Origin of the sequence: Couchioplanes caeruleus, from assembly GCF_023499255.1 — a bacterium.
GTDB classification, from domain to species: domain Bacteria; phylum Actinomycetota; class Actinomycetes; order Mycobacteriales; family Micromonosporaceae; genus Actinoplanes; species Actinoplanes caeruleus_A.
On sequence record NZ_CP092183.1, the window covers coordinates 313,035 to 333,655 of the forward strand.

18 protein-coding genes and 1 pseudogene are annotated in these 20,621 nt (G+C 71.9%); 1 reads left to right on the forward strand and 18 read right to left on the reverse strand.

Annotated features, from left to right (window positions below; all coding sequences use genetic code 11):
• Positions 1–26 precede the first annotated feature (26 nt).
• The 6 genes and pseudogenes from COUCH_RS01450 to COUCH_RS01475 form a co-directional block, all read right to left on the reverse strand.
• Entirely contained in the window at positions 27–1,292 is a 1,266-nt protein-coding gene (locus COUCH_RS01450) for an LCP family protein (protein WP_249610316.1), read from the reverse strand.
• Between the two features lie 188 nt (positions 1,293–1,480).
• Positions 1,481–2,446 carry a UDP-glucuronic acid decarboxylase family protein gene (locus COUCH_RS01455; protein ID WP_249610317.1) on the reverse strand — a complete coding sequence of 322 codons (966 nt, stop codon included), beginning with the start codon at positions 2,444–2,446 and terminating at the stop codon, positions 1,481–1,483.
• Positions 2,447–2,538: 92 nt separating this feature from the next.
• On the reverse strand, positions 2,539–4,218 hold the full coding sequence (locus COUCH_RS01460; RefSeq protein WP_249610318.1) for a solute symporter family protein: 1,680 nt from the start codon (positions 4,216–4,218) through the stop codon (positions 2,539–2,541).
• Positions 4,219–4,397: 179 nt separating this feature from the next.
• Positions 4,398–4,709: pseudogene (locus COUCH_RS01465) on the reverse strand (DUF485 domain-containing protein); the annotation flags it as partial.
• 109 nt (positions 4,710–4,818) lie between these two features.
• The gene (locus tag COUCH_RS01470; protein WP_249610319.1) at positions 4,819–5,355 is read right to left on the reverse strand and encodes a flavin reductase family protein; all 537 of its coding nucleotides are present in this window, start codon (positions 5,353–5,355) and stop codon (positions 4,819–4,821) included.
• The gene (locus COUCH_RS01475) at positions 5,336–5,743 is read right to left on the reverse strand and encodes a hypothetical protein (RefSeq protein ID WP_249610320.1); all 408 of its coding nucleotides are present in this window, start codon (positions 5,741–5,743) and stop codon (positions 5,336–5,338) included. The genes COUCH_RS01470 and COUCH_RS01475 overlap by 20 nt, the downstream gene beginning before the upstream one ends.
• A gap of 186 nt (positions 5,744–5,929) precedes the next feature.
• Between COUCH_RS01475 and trpS the strand changes: the two genes are divergently transcribed.
• Positions 5,930–6,955 carry a tryptophan--tRNA ligase gene (gene trpS / locus COUCH_RS01480; protein WP_249610321.1) on the forward strand — a complete coding sequence of 342 codons (1,026 nt, stop codon included), beginning with the start codon at positions 5,930–5,932 and terminating at the stop codon, positions 6,953–6,955.
• On the opposite strand, the gene COUCH_RS01485 is transcribed toward trpS, so the two are convergent.
• The 12 genes from COUCH_RS01485 to COUCH_RS01540 form a co-directional block, all read right to left on the reverse strand.
• On the reverse strand, positions 6,949–8,541 hold the full coding sequence (locus tag COUCH_RS01485) for an ABC transporter permease (RefSeq protein ID WP_249613516.1): 1,593 nt from the start codon (positions 8,539–8,541) through the stop codon (positions 6,949–6,951). The two genes, trpS and COUCH_RS01485, sit on opposite strands and share 7 nt — an antisense overlap.
• Positions 8,538–9,314: an ABC transporter ATP-binding protein gene (locus tag COUCH_RS01490; protein ID WP_249610322.1), complete on the reverse strand. Its 777-nt coding sequence runs from the start codon at positions 9,312–9,314 to the stop codon at positions 8,538–8,540. The genes COUCH_RS01485 and COUCH_RS01490 overlap by 4 nt, the downstream gene beginning before the upstream one ends.
• 76 nt (positions 9,315–9,390) lie before the next feature.
• Positions 9,391–10,074, reverse strand: coding sequence for a septal ring lytic transglycosylase RlpA family protein (locus tag COUCH_RS01495; protein WP_249610323.1), 684 nt, complete (start codon positions 10,072–10,074; stop codon positions 9,391–9,393).
• A 94-nt stretch (positions 10,075–10,168) separates the two neighbouring features.
• Positions 10,169–11,794, reverse strand: a complete 1,626-nt coding sequence (locus COUCH_RS01500; RefSeq protein WP_249610324.1) for a cation acetate symporter — start codon at positions 11,792–11,794, stop codon at positions 10,169–10,171.
• A complete protein-coding gene (locus COUCH_RS01505; RefSeq protein ID WP_249613517.1) occupies positions 11,791–12,156 on the reverse strand; it encodes a DUF485 domain-containing protein in 366 nt (121 codons plus the stop codon). Before COUCH_RS01505 ends, COUCH_RS01500 begins: the two co-directional genes overlap by 4 nt.
• 279 nt (positions 12,157–12,435) lie before the next feature.
• Positions 12,436–14,037, reverse strand: a complete 1,602-nt coding sequence (locus COUCH_RS01510; protein WP_249610325.1) for a DUF4153 domain-containing protein — start codon at positions 14,035–14,037, stop codon at positions 12,436–12,438.
• Between the two features lie 17 nt (positions 14,038–14,054).
• Positions 14,055–15,116 (reverse strand): sensor histidine kinase, encoded by a 1,062-nt coding sequence (locus COUCH_RS01515; RefSeq protein WP_249613518.1) that lies wholly within the window; start codon positions 15,114–15,116, stop codon positions 14,055–14,057.
• Positions 15,117–15,130: 14 nt separating this feature from the next.
• The gene (locus tag COUCH_RS01520) at positions 15,131–15,820 is read right to left on the reverse strand and encodes a response regulator transcription factor (protein WP_249610326.1); all 690 of its coding nucleotides are present in this window, start codon (positions 15,818–15,820) and stop codon (positions 15,131–15,133) included.
• A 168-nt stretch (positions 15,821–15,988) separates the two neighbouring features.
• A complete protein-coding gene (locus tag COUCH_RS01525; protein WP_249610327.1) occupies positions 15,989–16,732 on the reverse strand; it encodes a LytR/AlgR family response regulator transcription factor in 744 nt (247 codons plus the stop codon).
• On the reverse strand, positions 16,729–17,940 hold the full coding sequence (locus COUCH_RS01530) for a sensor histidine kinase (RefSeq protein ID WP_249610328.1): 1,212 nt from the start codon (positions 17,938–17,940) through the stop codon (positions 16,729–16,731). The genes COUCH_RS01525 and COUCH_RS01530 overlap by 4 nt, the downstream gene beginning before the upstream one ends.
• 49 nt (positions 17,941–17,989) lie before the next feature.
• Positions 17,990–19,552 carry a sugar transferase gene (locus COUCH_RS01535; protein ID WP_249613519.1) on the reverse strand — a complete coding sequence of 521 codons (1,563 nt, stop codon included), beginning with the start codon at positions 19,550–19,552 and terminating at the stop codon, positions 17,990–17,992.
• 196 nt (positions 19,553–19,748) lie between these two features.
• Positions 19,749–20,609: an Fpg/Nei family DNA glycosylase gene (locus tag COUCH_RS01540; protein ID WP_249610329.1), complete on the reverse strand. Its 861-nt coding sequence runs from the start codon at positions 20,607–20,609 to the stop codon at positions 19,749–19,751.
• Between the last annotated feature and the right edge of the window lie 12 nt (positions 20,610–20,621).

The window sequence follows — 20,621 nt, forward strand, 5'->3', positions numbered from 1 at the left end:
GCGCCGTTTGACCGATTCCTAGGGGTTCAGCCGCCCGCTTGCGCCGATTTCGGGTTGTTCGCCGCCATCCACTCGCCCATCTTGTCGGCAGAGATCGCCTTGTACATAGCCAAAGCCTTCTCCCGATCGGAGACGACGACGCTCTGCCCGGCGATGGTCGCGCTGCCCTTGTTGGGGCTGGTGATGAAGGTGAGGTTCTCGCCGCGCAGGCTGCGGAACTGCAACGCCATGTCGGTGAGCGAGAAGTCCTGGTCGGCGGTGACGGCGTTGGTGACCGCCTTGAGGAAGCTGTTCAGCTTCGCCGGGTTGGTCAGCGTGCCGGTGCCGGCCGCCTTGTCCATCAGCGCCTTGAGGAACTCCTGCTGGTGACGCATCCGGGCGAAGTCGCCCTGCGGGAACTGCTTGCGCTGACGGATCCAGTCGAGCGCCTCGGTGCCGTTCATGTGCATGGTGCCCTTGGTGAACGTGCGGTGCGGCTTGTGGATCGAGGTGATGGACTGCTCCACCTTCAGGTCCACGCCGCCGAGGGCGTCGGTGACCTCCTTGAAGCCGCCGAAGTCGATCGCGAGCACGTGGTCCAGGTGCACGTCGGTCATGCACTCGACCGTACGGACGGCGCGGGGCAGGCCGCCGAAGGCGAACGCGGCGTTGATCTTGGCTCGGCTACCGCTGCTGCAGTCGGCGTCGTTCGCGGACGGGATCTGCACCCACAGGTCACGCGGGATCGACACCAGCTGGGCGGATTTGTGGTCCGCCGGGATGTGCATGATGATCAGCGTGTCCGCGCGCCAGGCGTTCGTCGTCTCCTTGGAAGCGTCCGGGTCCCGGGAGTCGCTGCCGACCAGCAGGATGTTCAGCGCGCCGTCGACCGTCTTGACCGGCCGCCCCTTCGTCAGGTCGGCGAAGGCGTCGGTGCGCTTGAGGTCGCCGTTGAGCCCGTTGGCGTAGCCGTACAGCGAGATGCCGGCGACCAGGCCGAGCACCAGCACGGCAGCGCCGGCGACCAGGGCGATGCGGCCCCAGCGCGGCTTGCGCCGTCCCTTGTACGGGCGCCCGCCGGGCCGTCCGCCACCCGGTCCCCGCGGCGGTCCCGAGGGGCCACCCGGTCCGCCCCCGGCGCCGCGCGGCGGCCAGTCGTCCACGCCGTCGCTGTACGAGCGTCCGGCGGGCCGATCACTGCCCCCGTACGCGCGGCCCGCGCCGGCAGCGGGGCGGTCGCCGTACGTGCGGCCGGAGCCGGGACGGCTGGTGCCCACTCGACCGGAGGAGCCGGGCATCGAGGCGCGGTTCATGGCGCCCGGAATACCCACCGGACCCGGCACCGAAGCCCGGCCGGCGGGGCTACCCCAAGGGGACGAGATCGCAGACATGAGTTCAGATTACGAGCCGTGATCGACGCAAACCGTGCATCCACACCGGCTCGGCACGAACGTGGGAGACAATTACCGTTCGTGAAACGTTCACTACTGCGGCGGATTGCTCACTTCGCGAAGAACTCGATCGTCCGGCGCAGACCCTCCTCGGGACTGACCTGCGGCTCGTAGCCCAGCAGCGTACGGGCCAGCGTGAGGTCGGGGCGCCGCCGCTCCGGGTCGTCGGCCGTACGCTCGAGCAGCTCGATGCGCGACTCGCTGCCGGCCAGCTTCACGATCAGCTCGGCGAGCTCCAGCATCGTCAGCTCGTGCTCGGTGCCGCAGTTGATCGGCCCGGTCTCCGTCGAGTCCAGCAGCAGCAGGATGCCGCGGACCAGGTCGTCGACGTACGTGATCGAGCGGGTCTGCGTCCCGGTCCCGTGCACGGTGATGGACGCGTTGCGCAGCGCCTGACTGATGAAGGTGGGGATCGCCCGGCCGTCGTCCGGCCGCATGCGGGGGCCGTACGTGTTGAAGATGCGCACGATGGCCGTGTCGAGCCCGTGGAAGCGGTGGTACGCCATGGTGGCCGCCTCGGCGAAGCGCTTGGACTCGTCGTAGACCGCGCGGACGCCGATCGGGTTGACGTTGCCCCAGTAGCTCTCCGGCTGCGGGTGCACGGCCGGGTCGCCGTACGCCTCGGAGGTCGACGCCATCAGGAAGCGCGCGTGGTCGGCGACGGCGCGGTCGAGCAGCGCCAGCGTGCCCGCCGAGCCGACCTTGAGGATCTCCACCGGCAGCTTCGCGAAGTCGGTCGGGCTGGCCGGGGACGCCATGTGCAGGATCGCGTCGAAACGCTCGGTCATCGCGGGGTGGGCCGGCAGACCGGCGGTGACGTCGGCCTCGATGAGCGTGAACCGCGGCTCGGTGGCCAGGTGCGCGACGTTCGCGGCCGAGCCGGTGACGAAGTTGTCGACGGCGACGACGGTGCAGCCCCGCGCGAGGAGGGCGTCGACGAGATGCGACGGCACGAAACCGGCCCCGCCGCTGACCAGAATCCGATGTCCCTCGCCGAACCGCTGCTGCACTGACATGCAGGCCACTTTAGGCGAGAGGGGCCGACACGCAATTCGCGCGTCGGCCCCTCGGCGTTCACTTTCGCCCGTACGGAACCTCGGTGAACTTTTCAGTGGGCGCCGTGCCCGGTCAGCGACCGGACCTCGAGCTCGGCGTACTTGTCGGCGTCCGACTCCTTGGAGAGCATCGTGCCGATCCAGCCGCAGAGGAAGCCGATCGGGATCGAGATGATGCCCGGGTTGGAGAGCGGGAACCAGTGCCAGTCGCTGTCCGGGAACATCGCGGTGGGCGAACCCGACACGACGGGCGAGAAGAACACCAGGAACACCGCGCTGATCAGGCCGCCGTAGATCGACCAGAGCGCGCCCGAGGTGTTGAACCGCTTCCAGAACAGGCTGTAGAGGATCGCCGGCAGGTTGGCGGAGGCCGCCACCGCGAACGCGAGCGCCACGAGGAACGCCACGTTCAGGCTCTGCGCGAAGATCGACAGCACGATCGCGATCGCGCCGATGACGAAGGCGGAGATGCGGGCGACCCGTACCTCGTCCCGCTCGCCGGCCTGGCCGCGCTTGATGACGCTGGCGTAGAAGTCGTGCGCGACGCTCGACGACGAGGCGAGGGTCAGGCCGGCCACCACCGCGAGGATCGTGGCGAACGCGACCGCCGCGATGATCGCCAGCAGCACCGCGCCGCCGGTGTCTCCGCCGAGGTAGTCGATGCCGAGCTTCTGGGCGAGCTGCGGGGCGGCCGTGTTGCCCGCCTTGTCCTGCGCGGTGATCTCCTTGCCGCCCACCAGGGCCGCCGCGCCGAAGCCCAGCGCCAGGGTGAAGAGGTAGAAGGTGCCGATGATGCCGATGGCCCAGAGCACGCTCTTGCGGGCGATCCGGCTGGTCGGAACCGTGTAGAACCGGGTCAGGATGTGCGGCAGGCCGGCCGTGCCCAGCACCAGCGCGATGCCCAGCGAGAGCAGGTCCATCTTGCTGTAGAAGGTCTTGGCCGCGTCGCCCGCCGTCTCGACGCCGTACCGCAGGCCCGGTTCGAGGAAGGCGGAGCCCTTGCCGGACCGCGCCGCCGCGTCGCCGAGCAGGGACGACAGGTTGAACTTGTAGTGCGCGAGCACCAGGATCGTCATCACGAGCGCGCCCGTCATCAGCAGGAACGCCTTGACGATCTGCACGTACGTGGTGCCCTTCATGCCGCCGACCACGACGTACACGATCATCAGGGCGCCGACCAGGATGATCGTCGCGATCTTGGCGGTGTCGGCGTCCATGCCCAGGAAGGTCTGGCCGGGCTTGATGCCGAGCAGCAGGGACACGAGCGCGCCGGCGCCGACCATCTGCGCGATCAGGTAGAAGATCGACACCACGATGGTGGAGACGGACGCGGCCGTGCGTACCGGGCGCTGCCGCATGCGGAACGCCAGCACGTCGGCCATCGTGTACCGGCCCGAGTTGCGCAGGAACTCCGCGACCAGCAGCAGCGCGACGAGCCACGCGACCAGGAAGCCGATCGAGTAGAGGAAGCCGTCGTAGCCGTACAGGGCGATGAGGCCGGCGATGCCCAGGAAGGACGCCGCCGACATGTAGTCGCCGCCGATCGCCATGCCGTTCTGGAAGCCGGAGAACTGCCGGCCGCCGGCGTAGAAGTCGGTGGCCGTCTTGGTCTGGCGGCTGGCCCAGATCGTGATCGCGAGGGTGATCGCGACGAAGACCAGGAAGAGGGAGATGGTCAGCGTGCGGCTGGTCGAGGTGGTGGCCTCGGCGGCCAGCAGGGAGTGACTCTGCATTACTTGGCCGCCTCCGGGTCCGTGGTGGTGGTCGTGGCCGGGGTGGTGGCCGCCTCCGGAGCGGTGGCCGCCTCCGTGGTGGTGGCCTCCGTGGTGGTGGTCGCGGCCGGGGCGGTCGTCGTCGCCTCCGTGGTGGTGGTCGCGGCCGGCTCAGCCGAGCGCCGGGTGAGGGCGCCGTCCAGCTCGGCACCGATCTTGTCGGCGGTCGGGTCCAGCTCCCGCGCCGCGTAGCGCGAGTAGTACCAGGCGATCAGGAACGTCGAGAGGAACTGCAGCAGCCCGAACAGCAGCGCGACGTTGATGTTGCCCAGCAGCTTCACCGACATGAAGCCACGGGCGTAGGCGGACAGCAGGACGTACAGGGCGTACCAGACGAAGAAAGCGATCGTCATGGGAAAGACGAAGTTGCGCAGCTTGCGGCGCAACCCCGCGAACTCTTCGGAACGCTGGACCTCGAGATACCTGTCGGTCGAAGTCGTTTCGGTTGTCAACGTGGCTCACCACCTTCGTAGGGGCGGGTCTTTCCGGCACCGTACGAAGCAGTGGCGTCGATCACTGGCCGCCGGTCGCAAGGTGCGCCGAGCGGCAGTCAGGGTGCGCTCACCGGTCGAGTGATCGATAGCGGCCCCGGAAATGCATCAGGGGTCCGGCGTCCGCCTCGCCGAAGCTCACCGTCTCGATGGTGGCCTCCACGAGCAGGGCCCAGCCGTACGGCCGCTCGCCGTCGAGCCGGCAGCCCGCCCACGTCCCGGCGCCGGCAGGCACCGGCCCGTAATCGGTCTCCACCCAGTCCCCGCTCGCGAAGAGTCCGCCCGGGGCGGGCATCAACCCGGCGAACTTGTCCGCCAGCTGCTGGTCGCCGGGGCGCAGCGGCGTGACCGTGAAGCGCTTGGCGGTGGCGACGGCGTCCCAGAAGTCGCTCTCCTCGTCGACGAGGCCCAGGACACGGCCCGGATCGCCGTCCGCCACGAGCATCGAGGAGACCGTGAGCCCGGCGGGTCCCGGGGTCGTCCACAGCGTGACCGGCGCGGCGAGGCGCCCGCGGAGCCGGCGTACCGGGGACTTGTCCCGGTCGGGCGTGGCGAACGGGTCACTGGAGTGGATGTGCGCGCCGGGCTCAGGATTCACGTGAAACATTCTGCCGCCGCCCGCGCCGGACGGTGCGCAGCCGGACCACGGCGTACCGGACGGCGAGCGCGATCCAGACCGGCGACGCGGCCGCCGCCCACGATTCCGGGGCCCGGAGTACACCGCGGAGGATGAGGATGGCTGCGCCGACGAGCACCGCAAGGACGGCGTACGTGTCCCGGCGCGTCCACGCCGGGTCGTCACGGCGGGAGTCGGTCCGCAGCATCGCGGCGGCCACGGTGACCAGAACCACCGCCGCCCCGAGGAGGGCCAGACCCATCAGTTCGCCCCGCCCCAGCTTCTCCAGGGCGGACGCCGCCGCCCACGCGCCGAACCACGACGTGAGGAAGAGCCGCCCGGACCGCTCCGCCGGAGAATCCGGATCGGTCACCGACATGCCCACACGGTATCCACGCACGGCGAACCGGGACCGTGGATATGCTGGACCCGTGAATTCCGCGCGCGTGCAGAGCTGGTGGCCGTCCTAGAGGACGGCTGACCCCACGCGCACGGGCCGTCCGACCGGACGACCCGCTTCTGTATCTCCCTCGGGGCCGTCCACGACACTCGAGGAGAACAGATCATGACCACCACTACGAGCACGCTCGAGGATCGGATCGACGCGGCCCCGCAGGACTTCCGCGTGCTCACCGGCGACCGGCCCACCGGCCCGCTGCACCTCGGCCACTACTTCGGGACGCTGCGCAATCGCGTACGCCTCCAGCAGCGCGGGGTCGACATGTTCGTCATCGTGGCCGACTACCAGGTGCTGACCGACCGCGACGTGGCCGAACGCCTCGGCGAGACCGTGGACGGGCTGCTGCTCGACTACCTGGCCGCCGGGATCGACCCCGACCACGCCACGATCTTCACGCACAGCTCCGTGCCGGCGCTCAACCAGCTGCTCCTGCCGTTCCTCAGCCTGGTCAGCGTGCCGGAGCTGCAACGCAACCCGACCGTCAAGGACGAGATCGCACACTCGCGGCAGAGCACGGTGAGCGGGCTGATGTTCACGTACCCGGTGCACCAGGCCGCGGACATCCTGTTCTGCAAGGGCAACCTCGTACCCGTGGGACAGGACCAGATGCCGCACATCGAGGTCACGCGTACGGTCGCCCGGCGCTTCAACGAACGGTACGGCCCGGTGTTCCCCGTACCCGAAGGGCTGTTGAGCATCGCCCCCGTCCTGCCCGGCACCGACGGCCGGAAGATGAGCAAGAGCCGCGGCAACGCGATCGCGCTCTCCGCCACCCCCGAGGAGACCGCGCGGCTCATCAAGGGCGCGACCACCGACCCCGAGCGGACGATCACCTATGACCCGGACCGGCGCCCGGGCGTCTCCGGCCTCGTCCAGCTCGCGGCGCTCTGCCTGGACCGCGACCCGCACGAGGTGGCGGCCTCGATCGGCGACGCGGGCGCCGCAGCGCTGAAACGAACCGTGACCGAGGCGGTCAACGAGTTCCTCGCGCCGATGCGGGCACGCCGGGCCGAGTACGCGAAGGACCTGGGGTACGTCCGGGAGGTGCTGCGCAGGGGCAACGCGCGCGCCAACGCGATCGCGGACCAGACCCTGCAGGAGGTGCGCGCCGCGATGGGCACGATCTACTGAGCGGCGCTCACGGTGGCGAGGAGCTCGGGCATGCGGCGGTCGAGGCTGCGGCCGGCCAGTCGCAGCCCGAGCAGGAAGCCGGCCGCCCCGTACGCGGTCCCGACCGGAAGGCCGGCCCACAACCAGACGTCGTGGAAGAAGTGGGCGCCGAGCTGCAGCGGCAGGGTGGCGAGCGCGGCGGCGATGATTGCGACGAAGCTGAGCAGGCCCTTCGCCGTGCCGCCGCCCGAGGACATCGCGAACGGGTTGGCCGTCTCCGGCAGCGCGTACGCGGCCCGGACCGACATCGAGAGCACGGCCGCCAGGGCCATCCCGTAGCCCGCGACCAGCGCGCCGAGCGCCGCCGGGATGGCCACGGGCCGGTTCGTCACGACGCCGACGACCACGGCGATGGCGATGAACGCGGGGCCGACGTACGCGGAGAAGCCGGCGACCCGGGAGGCCAGCTCGACGCGCCCCGGGACACCGGCCACGACGTTGGCCGCGTAGGCGCTGCCCTCGAAGCCGAACTGGTTGGCGAGGCTGACCGCCGCCAGGGCGCCCACGAACACGAGCATGCCGGTGGGGAAGCTGCGGGAGCCGGAGCTCACCGTCAGCATGACCGGGAGGAAGACGCCGATCACGCTGAATGTGATCAGGCTGGCGCGCCGCCGGGACTCCCGCCACCAGTAGCGCATCTCGCGGGCCGTCAGAGCGCCGAAGCGCGTGGCCGGCAACCAGCGCGGGACCAGCTGCTCGACCGGCGGCCGGTCCGCCGCCGACCGCTGCCGCGCCCGGCCGTTCCCCGCGGTGCCCAGCATCGCCCGCTCCAGCGTGGCCGCCCACCAGCGGAGCAGCAGACCGATCGAGATCAGGACGATCGCGAGCTTGACCGGCACCGCCCACCACCGGCCCGCCACCACGTCCGGACCCATGCTGTACGGCGCGCCGAGCGGCGTCCACGCGACCACGTCGGCCACCCGGGCGACGCCTCCCCAGTCGGCGCGCTCGGCACCGGCGAGGGCGGCGAGCTGGAGCGGGCCGAGCAGGGCGGCGGTGACGGCGAGCAGCACGGTCGCCAGGTCACGCGCCCGGCGGCTGCGCAGCGCTGTCGCGAAGGCGCTGGTCACGGACCGGCTCAGCGCCGCGCAGAGCAGCAGGCCGGTCACCACGCCGACGACCTGGACCAGCGCGGCCGCCGGACCACCCAGCCGGGCCGCCGAGTGGACCGTGCCGAGCGTGCCCACGAACGTGGCCACGGCCGGCACCCCGACCAGCGATGCGGCGAACAGCCCGCCGATGAGCGTGCGGCGGGGCAGCGGCAGCAGGGCGAACCGGGCCGGGTCCAGCGACTCGTCGACGCCGAAGAACACGAGCGGCAGGAACAGCCAGCCCAGGACGACGACGGCGCCGCCGAGCGGCAGCACCACCTCGGCCGCGCGTTCCTCGCCGAGCAGACCGGCGACGCTGAAGGCCACGTACCCGCCGACGGCCGCGATCGCCGCGAGGACCGCGCCGAGCACGAACAGCGCCACCCGCCAGGACTGACCGCGCAGGCCGTTGGCGGTCAGGCGGAGCTTCAGCCGTACGAAGTGCCGGATGCTCACAGCCACGCGAGCTCCGAGCCGGTTGCCGTCCGCCCGCCGACCACCTCGACGAAGACGTCCTCGAGCGAACGGTCGCCGCGGACCTCGGCCAGCGTGCCGCGGACCCGGATCGTGCCGTCCGCCATGATCGCCACGTGGCTGCAGAGCCGTTCGACCACCGCCATCACGTGGCTGGAGAAGACCACCGTGCCGCCACCGGACACGTACCGGTGCAGGATGTCGCGGATCAGCGCCGCCGACACCGGGTCGACGGCCTCGAACGGCTCGTCCAGCACGAGCAGCCGGGGCGCGTGCAGCATCGCGCAGGCGAGACCGATCTTCTTCTTCATGCCCGCGGAGTAGTCGACGACGAGCGTACGGTTGCCCGCGCCCAGCTCCAGTACATCCATGAGCTCGGCGCTGCGCTGGTTCACCACGCCGGCGTCCATGCCGCGCAACAACCCGTGGTACGCCAGCAGCTCGCCGCCGGTGAGCCGGTCGAACAGCCGGGCTCCGTCGGGCAGGACGCCGATTCTCGCCTTGGCCGCGGCGGGGTCCGTCCACACGTCGTACCCGAGGATCCGGGCCGTGCCCGCGTCGGGCCGCAGCAGGCCCACGGCCATGGAAAGGGTCGTGGTCTTGCCGGCGCCATTCGGGCCGAGCAGGCCGAAGAAGGAGCCGGCCGGGACATCCAGGTCGATCCCGGCAACCGCGACCTTTGTCTCGAATCGCTTGACCAGACCGTGCAGCGCGAGCGCCGGATCCGGGCTTACGCGCTGGTGGGGGACGGTCATGCCCCTGAACCTAGTGGGTGGCGAGCGGCCCGGGCCACCCCGTGTGGGGCCCGGGCCGTTCGGCTTGTACGGCTTCTCAGCCGACGCGTTCGATGACCGCGCGCCGGATGAGGAACTTGCCCGATTCGCGTACCTGCTCGAAGGCCGCGTTGTTCAGCAGCACACAGCTGCCCGACGGGGTGGCCACCTTCACCGTGATGCTCTTGTTGTTGTCCAGGTTGGTCACCTTGAGGGTGGTTCCGATGGGGAACGTGCCGCTGGACGCGGCCGGGGCGCCGCCCTCGCCGGAGAGCGTCACGGTGCTGCCCTTGCAGACGACCTCGCCCGCGCCGGCCTGCTGCCCGCCGCCCTGCTGAGCGCCGCCCTGCTGGCCACCGGCCTGCTGCCCGCCTTGTTGCCCGCCGCCCTGCTGGCCGCCCTTCTGGCCGCCCTGTTGCGCCGGGGGCTGGGCCGGGGCCTGCTGCGCGGGCGGCTGGGCCTGGACGTTGCCGGTGCAGCCGGCGGCCGCGCGGCGCTGGTTGATCAGGTCGACGACCGCCTGGCGGTTCGCGATCCGCGCGTCGGAGAGGGCGTCCGGGTTCGCCTTCTGGCCGGCGATGAAGGTCAGGTTGTTCTGCAGGGCGGTGTCGAGCCCGGCGCAGCTCTCGCCCGCGCTGCTCATCCCGGTGCTGACGGCGAAGGCACCGCCCGCGAGGGCCGCCGCCGCGACGCCGATGATCACCTTGCGCGTCCGGCCGGTCAGTCTGCTTCTCCGGTACATGCACCGCTCCTTCGGGTATCGACGAGCTGCGACGTTGCAGCATCGTTATCTACGGAGCGTCCACACCGAAGGGTTCAGGTAACTTTGCTAAAAATTAGAGCCGGAGCTCCTCGGGCGCGTGCAGCCGCAGCATCGTCGCGCCGATATCGGGCGGAATCCGCCGCTTCGTCACCAGGGAACCGACGATCATCACGACGAATGCGAGCGGCACGGTCCACGCGGCGGGCTGGGCGATGAGCTGCGCGTACCAGCCGTCCAGCGGTGGGCCCATCACCGTGAGTAGCACGGCGACCATGGCCGCGCCGCCCCCGGCGAGGATCCCGGCAGCCGCGCCCACGTCGGTCAGCCCGCGCCACCAGATCCCCAGGACGAGCAGCGGGCAGAAACTCGAGGCGGCGACCGCGAACGCGAGGCCGACGACCCGGGAGACGTCCATGTTGGACACGTAGAGGGACAGGCCCAGCGGCAGGACCGCCGCGAGGACGGTGGCCAGCCGGAAGTCGCGGACCGACCCGCCGCGCTCGGCGTGCAGGATGTCGGTGAAGACCACCCCGGCGACGCTGGTCAGCAGGCCCGACGAGGTCGACAGGAACGCGGCCAGCGCGCCGGCGGTGACGAGCGCGCCGAGGAACTGCCCCAGGTGGCCGCCGCCCAGCGCCGCCTCCGGCAGCAACAACACCACCGCGTCCGTCTGCCCGGTCATCAGCAGTTGCGGGGTGTAGACCCGGCCGAGGACGCCGTACAGGGTGGGCAGCAGGTAGAAGAGGCCGACCATGCCCAGGACGACCAGGGTGGTCCGGCGGGCCGAGGCGCCGTCCGGATTCGTGTAGAAACGCACCAGCACGTGCGGCAGGCCCATCGTGCCGAGGAACGTCGCCAGGATCAGCGAGTACGTGGCGAACAGGCTCGCGTCCCCGCCGGGCAGCAGCCACGCGGCGCCCCGGTTGTCGTCGACGGAGCTGACCTCGGGCACGCGTTCGCCGGCCGCGAAGCTCAACTCCTCCCCGGCGTGCACCTCGGTGGTGCCGTCCAGCACGGCGTCCTGCTGCACGACGACGGTGGTCGAGGTGGTGAACACCGAACCGGTCGGCGGCGTGACGGCCGGGCGGCCGTCGGACTGCCACTGCAACACCAGGAAGATGACGGGTACGGCCAGAGCGGTCAGCTTGAGCCAGTACTGGAACGCCTGCACGAAGGTGATCGCCCGCATCCCGCCCAGCGCCACGTTCGCGGTCACCACCACGCCGACCAGCAGCGCGCCCCACTCGTACGGGGCTCCGGTGACCGTGGTGAACGTCAGGCCGGCGCCCTGCAACTGCGGCACGAGGTAGAGGCAGCCGATGAACACCACGAACACCGTGGCGAGGCGGCGCAACAGCGGCGACCGCAGCCGTACCTGGCAGAAGTCGGGCAGCGTGAACGCCCCGGACCGGCGCAACGGCGCTGCCACGAACAGCAGGAGCGCCAGATAGCCGGCGGCGAACCCGACCGGGTACCAGAGCACGTCGACGCCGTACCGCAGGACGAGCCCGGCGACGCCGAGGAATGACGCGGCGGACAGGTACTCGCCGCTGATCGCCGCCGCGTTCCAGGTGGGGCTGACCGAGCGGGAGGCGACGAGGAAGTCCGACGTGGTCCGGGCGAAGCGCAGCCCGTACGCCCCGATGCCGATCGTGACCAGCACGACCACGACCAGGCCGGGAACGACGTACGGGTTCACGCTTCCGGCCTGCGGATCACGGCGGTGAAGTCCTGCTCGTTGCGTTCGGCCCAGCGCACGTACGCCCACCCGACGCCCAGCAGGAACGGGAAGGAGAACAGCCCGAGCAGCAGCCACGGCAGGTTGACGCCGAGCACCTTCACCCGCCCGACCGCGGGCGCGACCGCGAAGAGCAGCGGCAGGGCGCCCAGGCCGGCCGCGACGACCAGGCTGAGCCGGATCGCGAGGGCGAGCTGGGCCCGGACCAGGCCCTTGACCAGCGCCTCGCCGACCGGGGTCTGCTCGGCCAGGTCGGCGCGCACGGGATCGGGCGAGGCCCGCCGGGCCGCGGCGGCCTCACCCAGCACGACCCGCGTCCGCAGCGGCGGCGACCCGGCCGCGCCGCCGGGGCCGGCGGCCGGTCGCGGCGGCCGAGCGTCGCCGGGAAACGACGCCGGTCGCGGCGGTCCGGCCGCATCGCCCGTGACCGGGGCTGGGCGTGACCGCCCGGCGACATCGCCCGCGACCGGGGCTGGGGGCCTAGGGGTGGCCGCCTCGCCCGTGTCGCCGTTCATGACCGGCAGTCTTGCCGCTCGGCCACCAAAGTCAAGGCATCAGCACCGGTAAGGGCGTGCCGGACCCGGCCTCGGGGAGCGTTCGGGTCACCGGTCGCCGCCGAAGAGGCGCCGGCAGGTGAGCGAGAACGCGGGCGGGTTCTTCGCGAGCACGTCGCGGGCCTCCTCCCGGCCGAGGCTCCAGCCGCGCCAGTCGTCGGGGTGCTGGTCGAGGCGCCGGTTGATCGGTTCCAGCGCGCAGTCGCGGTGCGACCCGTCGAGGCGGTTCAGGGCCGGTACGGCGTCCGCCGACAGGTTCGACAGGTACGCGGTGTCGATCCGGTGCGTCTGTTCGTACCGGGTCACGTTGCGGTCGGCGATGAGGCGGTCCGGGTTGACGGCGGCGAGCCCGAGCAGCGCGAGCACCCCGGCGGCGACGACCGCCTGGGGCAGCCACGGGGCGCGCAGCCGTACGCCCGCGACCAGCACCAGCAGGAACACCACACCCAGCCACAGCTCGCAGAGCGCCACGAGCACGCGCATGCGGGTGAGGCCGTACGTGTCGGAGTAGACGTTCATGCGGTGCAGCGCCGACGCGACGATCACCAGGGTCAGCACGGCCAGCGCCCCCAGCACCGAGCGGATCAGCATCCGGTCCGTACGCGTCTCCCGCGGCGCCCACCGGGCCGCTCCGGCGAGGACGAGCAGCGTGAGGCCGGTGACGACGAGGAGCTGCCAGAAGCCGCTGCGGGCGTACTGGGCGTAGGTGAGGCCGTCGGTGTCCAGCACGTGCCGCGATCCTCCGAAGAGGACGGTCAGCTGGACGCCGACGAACAGGCCGAAGAGCAGCACCAGCAGGGACAGCGGGATCGCCCATTCGAGCCGGGCGACCCGGCGGTTCCCGGGACCGTCCAATCCCGACATGTCGGGCGTCGAGGCTCGCAGGAACGCCGCCCCGCCGAGCACGAAGACCGCGGCGCAGAAGACGAAGATCCAGCGGGCGATCGTCGCGACGTCGATGTCGGGGACGACCGAGGCGACCAGGCCGGCGAAGGCCGCGTCGGCGGAGACGAAGAGCGAGCCGAACACCACCAGCAGCGCCACGGACACCCCGACCGTTGCCGTCACCCGCAGGCCGCCCCCGGCCCGGCGGAGCACGGAGGCACCGCGGGCGAGCCACGGCAGCGAGCGCATCCCGGCGAACGGCGCCATCAGGGCGGCCAGCGCCACGCCCCGCCCGGACCGGCCGCCGGCCACCGCGAGGGCCCCGGTGAGCAGGGCGGTCAGCACGCAGAGCACGAACAGCCAGCCGGCCGCCCGGACCGCGCCGACGCTGAGCAGCGCCGCGGTCGCCGCGGACCAGCCGAACCGTTCCGCGCCCAGGGACCGGGGCTGCCAGGGCACCCGCGGCGCCGGCCCTGCGTGCCGGCTCGGAACGACCCGGGCGGCGATCATGGCCGCGATCCCGGCGACCGCGGTGATCGCCCACCCGACGCCGCCGCGGTCGAGCGGGACGCTGAGCGCGGCGATCACGCCGGCCGCGCCGACGGCGGCCACGGTGGCCGGCGAGGCGGGCCGGCCGGGACCGGGCCAGCGGCGCCCGAACAGCGAGACGTCGGCCCACGGGCCGTGCAGCGGTGTGGTTTGCCAGGCGCCGGCCGGGGCGGGCGTGTTCACCCGTTTCGGCGCAGCAGCGTTCGTCGAGACCATGTCGTCCCCCGTACAGATCAGGCCGGTTGCAGCGGCAGGGTCACGTGGATGTGGCAGCCCGTCCGCACGCGGACCGCGGCGGGACGGGTGGCGCCGTCGTCGAGGAGGAGGGGCGGCGGGTCGACGACGGCGATCGTGCCGCGGTGCAGCTGGACGACCCAGTGGGCGATCGCCAGGCCGAGGCCGGTGCCGCCGCCCCGGGCGCGGTCGCCGCGGGTGAAGCGTTCGAAGACGCGTTCCCGGTCGGCGGGCGGGATGCCGTCGCCCTCGTCGGTGACGGCGATCCGGACGTGCTCGTCGTGGCGTTCCGCGCGGAGCGTGACGGTGCCGCCGGGCGGGCTGTGCCGGGCCGCATTGTCCAGCAGGTTGGCGAAGACCTGGTGGAGGCGCTCGCGGTCACCGGTGAGGCGGATCCGCGGGGAAGCCACCTCGAAGCGCACGTCGTGCCCGGTGCCGTCCGCGTTGACCCGCGCCTCGCGGACCACGTCGGTGAGGAAGTCGTGCAGGTCGATGGGGTCGTGCGCGAGCGGCACCACGCCCGCGTCCAGCCGGGACAGGTCCAGCAGCTCGGTGACCAGCCGGCCCAGGCGTTCGGTCTGGGCCAGGGCGGTGCGCATGGTGTCCGGCTCGGCGCGGGAGACGCCGTCGACGATGTTCTCCAGGAGGCCGCGCAGGGCCGTGATCGGCGTACGCAGCTCGTGCGAGACGTTGGCGATCAGCTCGCGGCGCTGGCGGTCCGCGGCGGCGAGGTCGGCGGCCATCTGGTTGAACGCGGTGGCGAGCTCACCCACCTCGTCGCGGGACGTCGCGCGCACCCGGCGCGTGTAGTCGCCGCGCGCCATGGCCTTGGCCGCCACCGTCATCTCGCGCAGCGGCACGGTCGCGCCGTGCGCCGCCACCTGCAGCGTGACCAGGCCGAGCGCCACCGCGATCGCGAACCAGGACAGCTCGACGCGCATCCAGTCGAGGCTCCACCAGAAGATCAACAAACCGACGCCGCCGGCCAGGCCGAGCGCGACGGAGAGCTTCGCCTTGATGGACCGTACGGGGTCGAGCGGCCGGGGCAGCCAGCCGAGCATCCGGGCCAGGAAGGTCACCGTGCCACCTCCAGCGCGTACCCGACCCCGTGCACCGTGCGGATCAGGTCGGCGCCGAGCTTGCGCCGCAGGCCCTTGATGTGGCTGTCCACCGTGCGCGTGCCGGAGGCGTCGGCCCAGCCCCACACGTCGGCGAGGAGCCGCTCGCGGGGCAGGACCGTGCGGGGGCGCCCGGCGAGGTGGACGAGCAGGTCGAACTCGGTCGGGGTCAGGTGCGCCTCGCGGCCGCCGCGGTGCACCCGGCGCTCCGCCAGGTTGATCTCCAGGTCGCCGAGCCGCAGCGTCTCCGGCGCCGCGGGCGCCGTCGTCTTGGCCACCCGGCGCAGCAGGGCGTGCACGCGGGCGGTGAGCTCGCGCATCGAGAAGGGCTTGGTGAGATAGTCGTCCGCGCCGACCGCGAGGCCGACCAGCAGGTCGGTCTCGTCGTCGCGGGCGGTGAGCATCAGCACCGGCACCGGCCGCTCGGCCTGGATGCGGCGGCAGACCTCCAGCCCGTCGAAGCCGGGGAGCATGACGTCCAGCACGACCGCGTCGGGCCGGTCACGCCGGGCCGCCTCGACCGCGGCGGGGCCGTCGTACGCGAGGAAGACCTCGAACCCCTCGGCCCGCAGCCGGGCCGCCACCGCGTCCGCGATGGTCCGCTCGTCCTCGACCAGGAGGATCCTGCGCGCCGCCGTGCCGTTCATCCGTGCCTCCGCGATGCCGCCGACCCCGCATCGTGCTGGTCGGACGCAAGGGAGCCTATTGATCCGGCGTGCAGGCGCGGGGGTGGAGTTGTGGACAACTCGTGAAGATCGACGGCCTGTGGATAACTCTGGGGACAACCCTGTGGACCTGTGGACAACGCTGTGGATTCAGCGGGTCCAGTCGTTCTTCGCGGCCCGGATCAGCTTGTCCTTGAGCTCGCGCGTGTGCCGCCGGCTGACCGGCAGCTCCGCGCCGTCGATCGTCACCACGTACCCCGACTGGGTGAGCCGCAACTCCGCGACCAGCCGCAACTGCACCAGGTACGACCGGTGGATCCGCACGAAACCGGCATCCGCCCAGCGCTCGGCCAGCGTCGCCAGCGACACCCGGACCAGGTGCGAGGCGTCGGCCGTGTGCAGCCGGGCGTAGTCGCCCTGGGCCTCCACCCAGCGCACCGACGAGCGCGGCAGCATCTTCGTCGTGCCGGCCAGCTCGACCGGGATCGTCGGCTCGTCCTCGCGTTTCGCCGGCGCGGGCGGCGGGACGGCGCGCAGGCCGGCGACCCGGCGAAGCGACTCGCCCAGGCGCTCGGCCCGGACCGGCTTGCGGACGTAGTCGGTCACGCCGAGGTCGAAGGCGTCCACCGCGCCGTCGTCGTACGCGGTCACGAACACGATCGACGGCGGCCGGGCGAACCGGCGCAGGATCCGGGCCAGCTCCATCCCGTCCAGCCCGGGCATGCGGATGTCCAGGAACACCGCGTCGACCTCGGTGTCACGCAGCACGCGCAGGGCCTCGGTCGCGTCGCCCGCGCGGTGCACGTACGCCACCCGGGAATCGGCGTTCAACAGGTACGCGAGCTCGTCCAGCGCCGGCGGCTCGTCGTCCACAGCAAGCACGACGAGACTCACGCTCGTACCCCTGGATGGAATTTCGGCACCCGCATGCTCACTTTCGTCCCCGCTCCCGGCGCCGTCTCCACCACCAGGCCGAAATGGTCGCCGAACACCGAGCGCAGCCGCTCGTCGACGTTGGAGAGGCCGACGTGCCGGCCCGCGTCGTCGCCCTTGCCGTTGGCCGCCTCCGCCACCCCCTCGGCCAGGGCCGCGGGGTCCATGCCGACCCCGTCGTCCTCCACCGTGATGTGGCACTCGGCGCCGGCGTCGCGCGCCTCGATGCTCACCATACCGACGCCCGGTTTGCGGGACAGGCCGTGCCGGACCGCGTTCTCCACGAGCGGCTGCAGGCACAGGAACGGCAGGCCGACCGGCAGCACCTCGGGCGCGATCTGCAGCCGGACCTGCAGGCGGTCGCCGAAGCGGGCCCGCTCGATGGTCAGATAGCGGTCGATCGAGCGCAGCTCCTCGGCGAGCGTCGTGAACTCGCCGTGCGCCCGGAACGAGTAGCGCGTGAACTCGGCGAACTCGAGGATCAGCTCACGGGCCCGCTCGGGGTCCGTACGCACGAACGACGCGATCGCGGTCAGCGCGTTGTAGATGAAGTGCGGGCTGATCTGGGCGCGCAGGGCGCGTACCTCGGCGCGGGCCAGCCGTTCACGGGACGAGTCGAGCTCCGCGAGGGCGAGCTGCGACCCGGCCCACCGGGCGGTCTCCATCGTCGCCTGCACGAGCCCCGGCGCGGGCTGATCCTCGGCGACCGCCACCAGCGCCCCGAGCGCCCGCCCGTCCGGGCCGGTCAGCGGGGTGATGACCGCTCCCCGCACCACGCAGTCCATCCGGTCGCACGGAAGCTCCGCCATGCCCAGCACGATCGAGCGGTTGTTCGTGGTCGCCCGCCGGGCCGCCGCGACGAACTGGTCCCCGTGGTGGCCGCCGCGGCCGTCGAAGGCGAGGCAGCGTTCCCCGTCGGAGACGGCCAGGCCCACGGCGCCGACGAGCCGGCGCAGGTGGCGGGCCGATTTCGCCGCCGTCGCCGCGGTCAGGCCGGTGCGCAGCGGCTCGGCGGCCAGGGAGGCCGAGTGCAGCACCTCGTACGTGGCGCGCTGACCGGCGGTCGCGATGCCCCGGCGGGCCCGCAGGCGCAGCACGGCCACGACGGCGCCCGCCAGCGCGGCGAGCACCGCGACGACGGCGAGGATGCTTCCGGCCTGACCGCTCACGCACGCATCCTGACCGCAAGCGCCCCGGAACGCCAGGCGCGGGCGAGGGTCAGTAGGCGCCCTTGCGCTTGAGGACCACCCCGACGGTGCGCCACAGGATGCTGAGGTCGTACGTGAGGGACCAGTTGTCGACGTAGTAGAGGTCGAGCCGCACGGCCTCGTCCCAGGACAGGTCGGAGCGGCCGGACACCTGCCACAGGCCGGTGATGCCGGGCCGGACCAGCAGCCGGCGGCGCACGTCGCCCAGGTAGTCGCCGTCGTCGGCGGGCAGCGGGCGCGGGCCGACCAGCGACATCTCGCCGAAGAGCACGTTGATCAGCTGCGGCAGCTCGTCCAGCGAGGTGGCCCGCAGCTTCTGCCCGAAGGAGAAGATCCGCGGGTCGTTCTTCATCTTGAACAGCATGCCGTCGGAGTCGTTGAGCTCCTCCAGGCTGGCCTTGCGCTCCTCGGCATCCACGTACATGGTCCGGAACTTCCAGACCCGGAACGTGCGGCCCTCGTGGCCCACCCGCGGCTGGCGGAAGAACACCGGCCCGGGGTCGGACAGCCGGATGCCGAGCGCGATGATCCCGAGCACGGGCGTGAGGAAGAGCAGGCCGAAGAAGGCGACGACCCGGTCGAGCAGGTTCTTCGCGAGCCAGCCCGGCCCGGAGAGGGTCGGCTCCTCCACGTGCAGCAGCGGCAGGCCCTCGATGGGCCGGATGTGCACGCGCGGGCCGGCGATGTCGGTGAGCTGCGGCGCGACCACGAGGTCCACGCCGGTGCCCTCGAGCTGCCAGGCTAGGCGGCGCAGCTCGCCGGGCTCCGCGCTGGCCGAGCCGCAGACCGCGATGGTGTCCGCGCCGACCTCCCGGACGAGGGTCAGCACGTCGCGGGCCGCGTACACGGGGACCGGGGTCTCGATGCCCCGGGAGGCCGCGTAGCCGTCGGTGATGTGGATGGCCACCGGGATGAGGCCGGCGGCGGGGCTGCGGGTGACCGCCGTGTAGACCTCGAGGGCCTCGGGCAGCGTGCCCATCAGGATCATCCGGTGCGCGCCGTAGCCGGTCTTCTTCCGGGCCACGTGCAGGATCTGCCGGGCCGAGTAGCGGCAGAACAGGATGAAGATCAGCGAAGCGGTCGTGACGTACGCGATGGTGACACGCGACAGCTGCGTCTTCGTGGCGAACGACAGCAGCGACACGCAGGCCACGACGGTGACGAAGCCGCGGACGACCCGCTTGAACTCCTCGCTGCCCAGGCCGAGGTAGCGGCGGTCGTAGCTGCCGTTGCCCCAGAGGACGATCACCCAGCCGAGCGGCAGGCCGACGAACGCGACCAGGTAGAAGATCGTCCGCTGGCCCTGGAAACCGGAGATCGCCTTCTCGATGAAGGTGACGGCCAGCCAGCTGGCGAGGACGGCGGAGAGCAGATCCAGCAGGACCAGGATCGCCGTGTACGGCCGGTGCCACGTCGACAGTCGGCGGTGCGATCGGGTCCACGCGGACCGGGGCACGCCGTTACTCGGCGGTGGCGGCTCCTGCTGCCACTCGAAGCTGTCGTACGGCATGCCGCTCCGGCTCCTGCTGGTGCTGGACGCCGGGCGATGGAGGCTCGTGGTCACCTCGCCTATGTCCTCCCGCATCACGTACCGCCCACACCGAGAACATTACGCACCGCCACGACCCCCGGGCATCTTGGCGGGTCGACGGTCCCCTGCGCACCGCGGGCGATGCATGGGACCGGGCCACTATACCGATGGAACGACGGAGAAGAAGGTGACGTTGTGGCCGCTTTCCCCCGGGAGACGGCCCGCCTACGCTCGGTGATTATCGGATCAGCTTGGACAGGCGTCGATCCGCCAGCGGCTTGCCGCCGGTCTGACAGGTGGCGCAGTACTGCAGGCTCTTGTCGGCGAACGAGACCTCGCGCACCGCGTCGCCGCAGACCGGGCAGGGCAGCCCGGTGCGGGCGTGCACCCGCATGCCGGCCCGCTTCTCGCCCTTCAGCTCGGCCGCCTTCTGCCCCACCGACCGCGCGACGGCGTCGGTCTCCACCTGCCGGGTTGCCTCGTACAGGGTGGTGATCTGCTCGTCGGTCAGCTTGCTGGTCAGCGCGAACGGCGACATCTTCGCTACGTGCAGGATCTCGTCCGAGTAGGCGTTGCCGATGCCGGCGAGCACCTCCTGATCGGTGAGCACGCCCTTGATCTGCCCGTTGCGGCCGCGGATGCGCTCGGCGAACTGATCGCGGTCCACCTCCAGCGCGTCGGGGCCGAGCCGGGCCACGCCGGGCACCTCGGCCGGGTCGCGCACCAGGTACGCCGCCAGCGACTTCTGCGTGCCGGCCTCGGTCAGGTCGAAGCCGGAGCCGTCGTCGAGGCGTACCCGCAGCGCGATCGGCCCGCTCCCCGGCTTGAGCGGCGCGGGCGACTTGAACGAGTCGCGGTAGTGCAGCCAGCCGGCCCGGGCGAGATGCACCACGAGGTGCAGGTCGACACCGATGGACACGTCGAGGAACTTGCCGTGCCGGCCGGCGTTCGTGATGGTCTGACCCGCGACCGAGCTGGGCGGCGGGTCGTACGTCTTCAGCGCGCTGAACGAGGACACCTCGAAGCGCTCCACGGTATGGCCGACCGCACGCTCCCGCAGGTACGCGGCGAGCGCCTCGACCTCGGGCAACTCGGGCACGATCTCAATGTA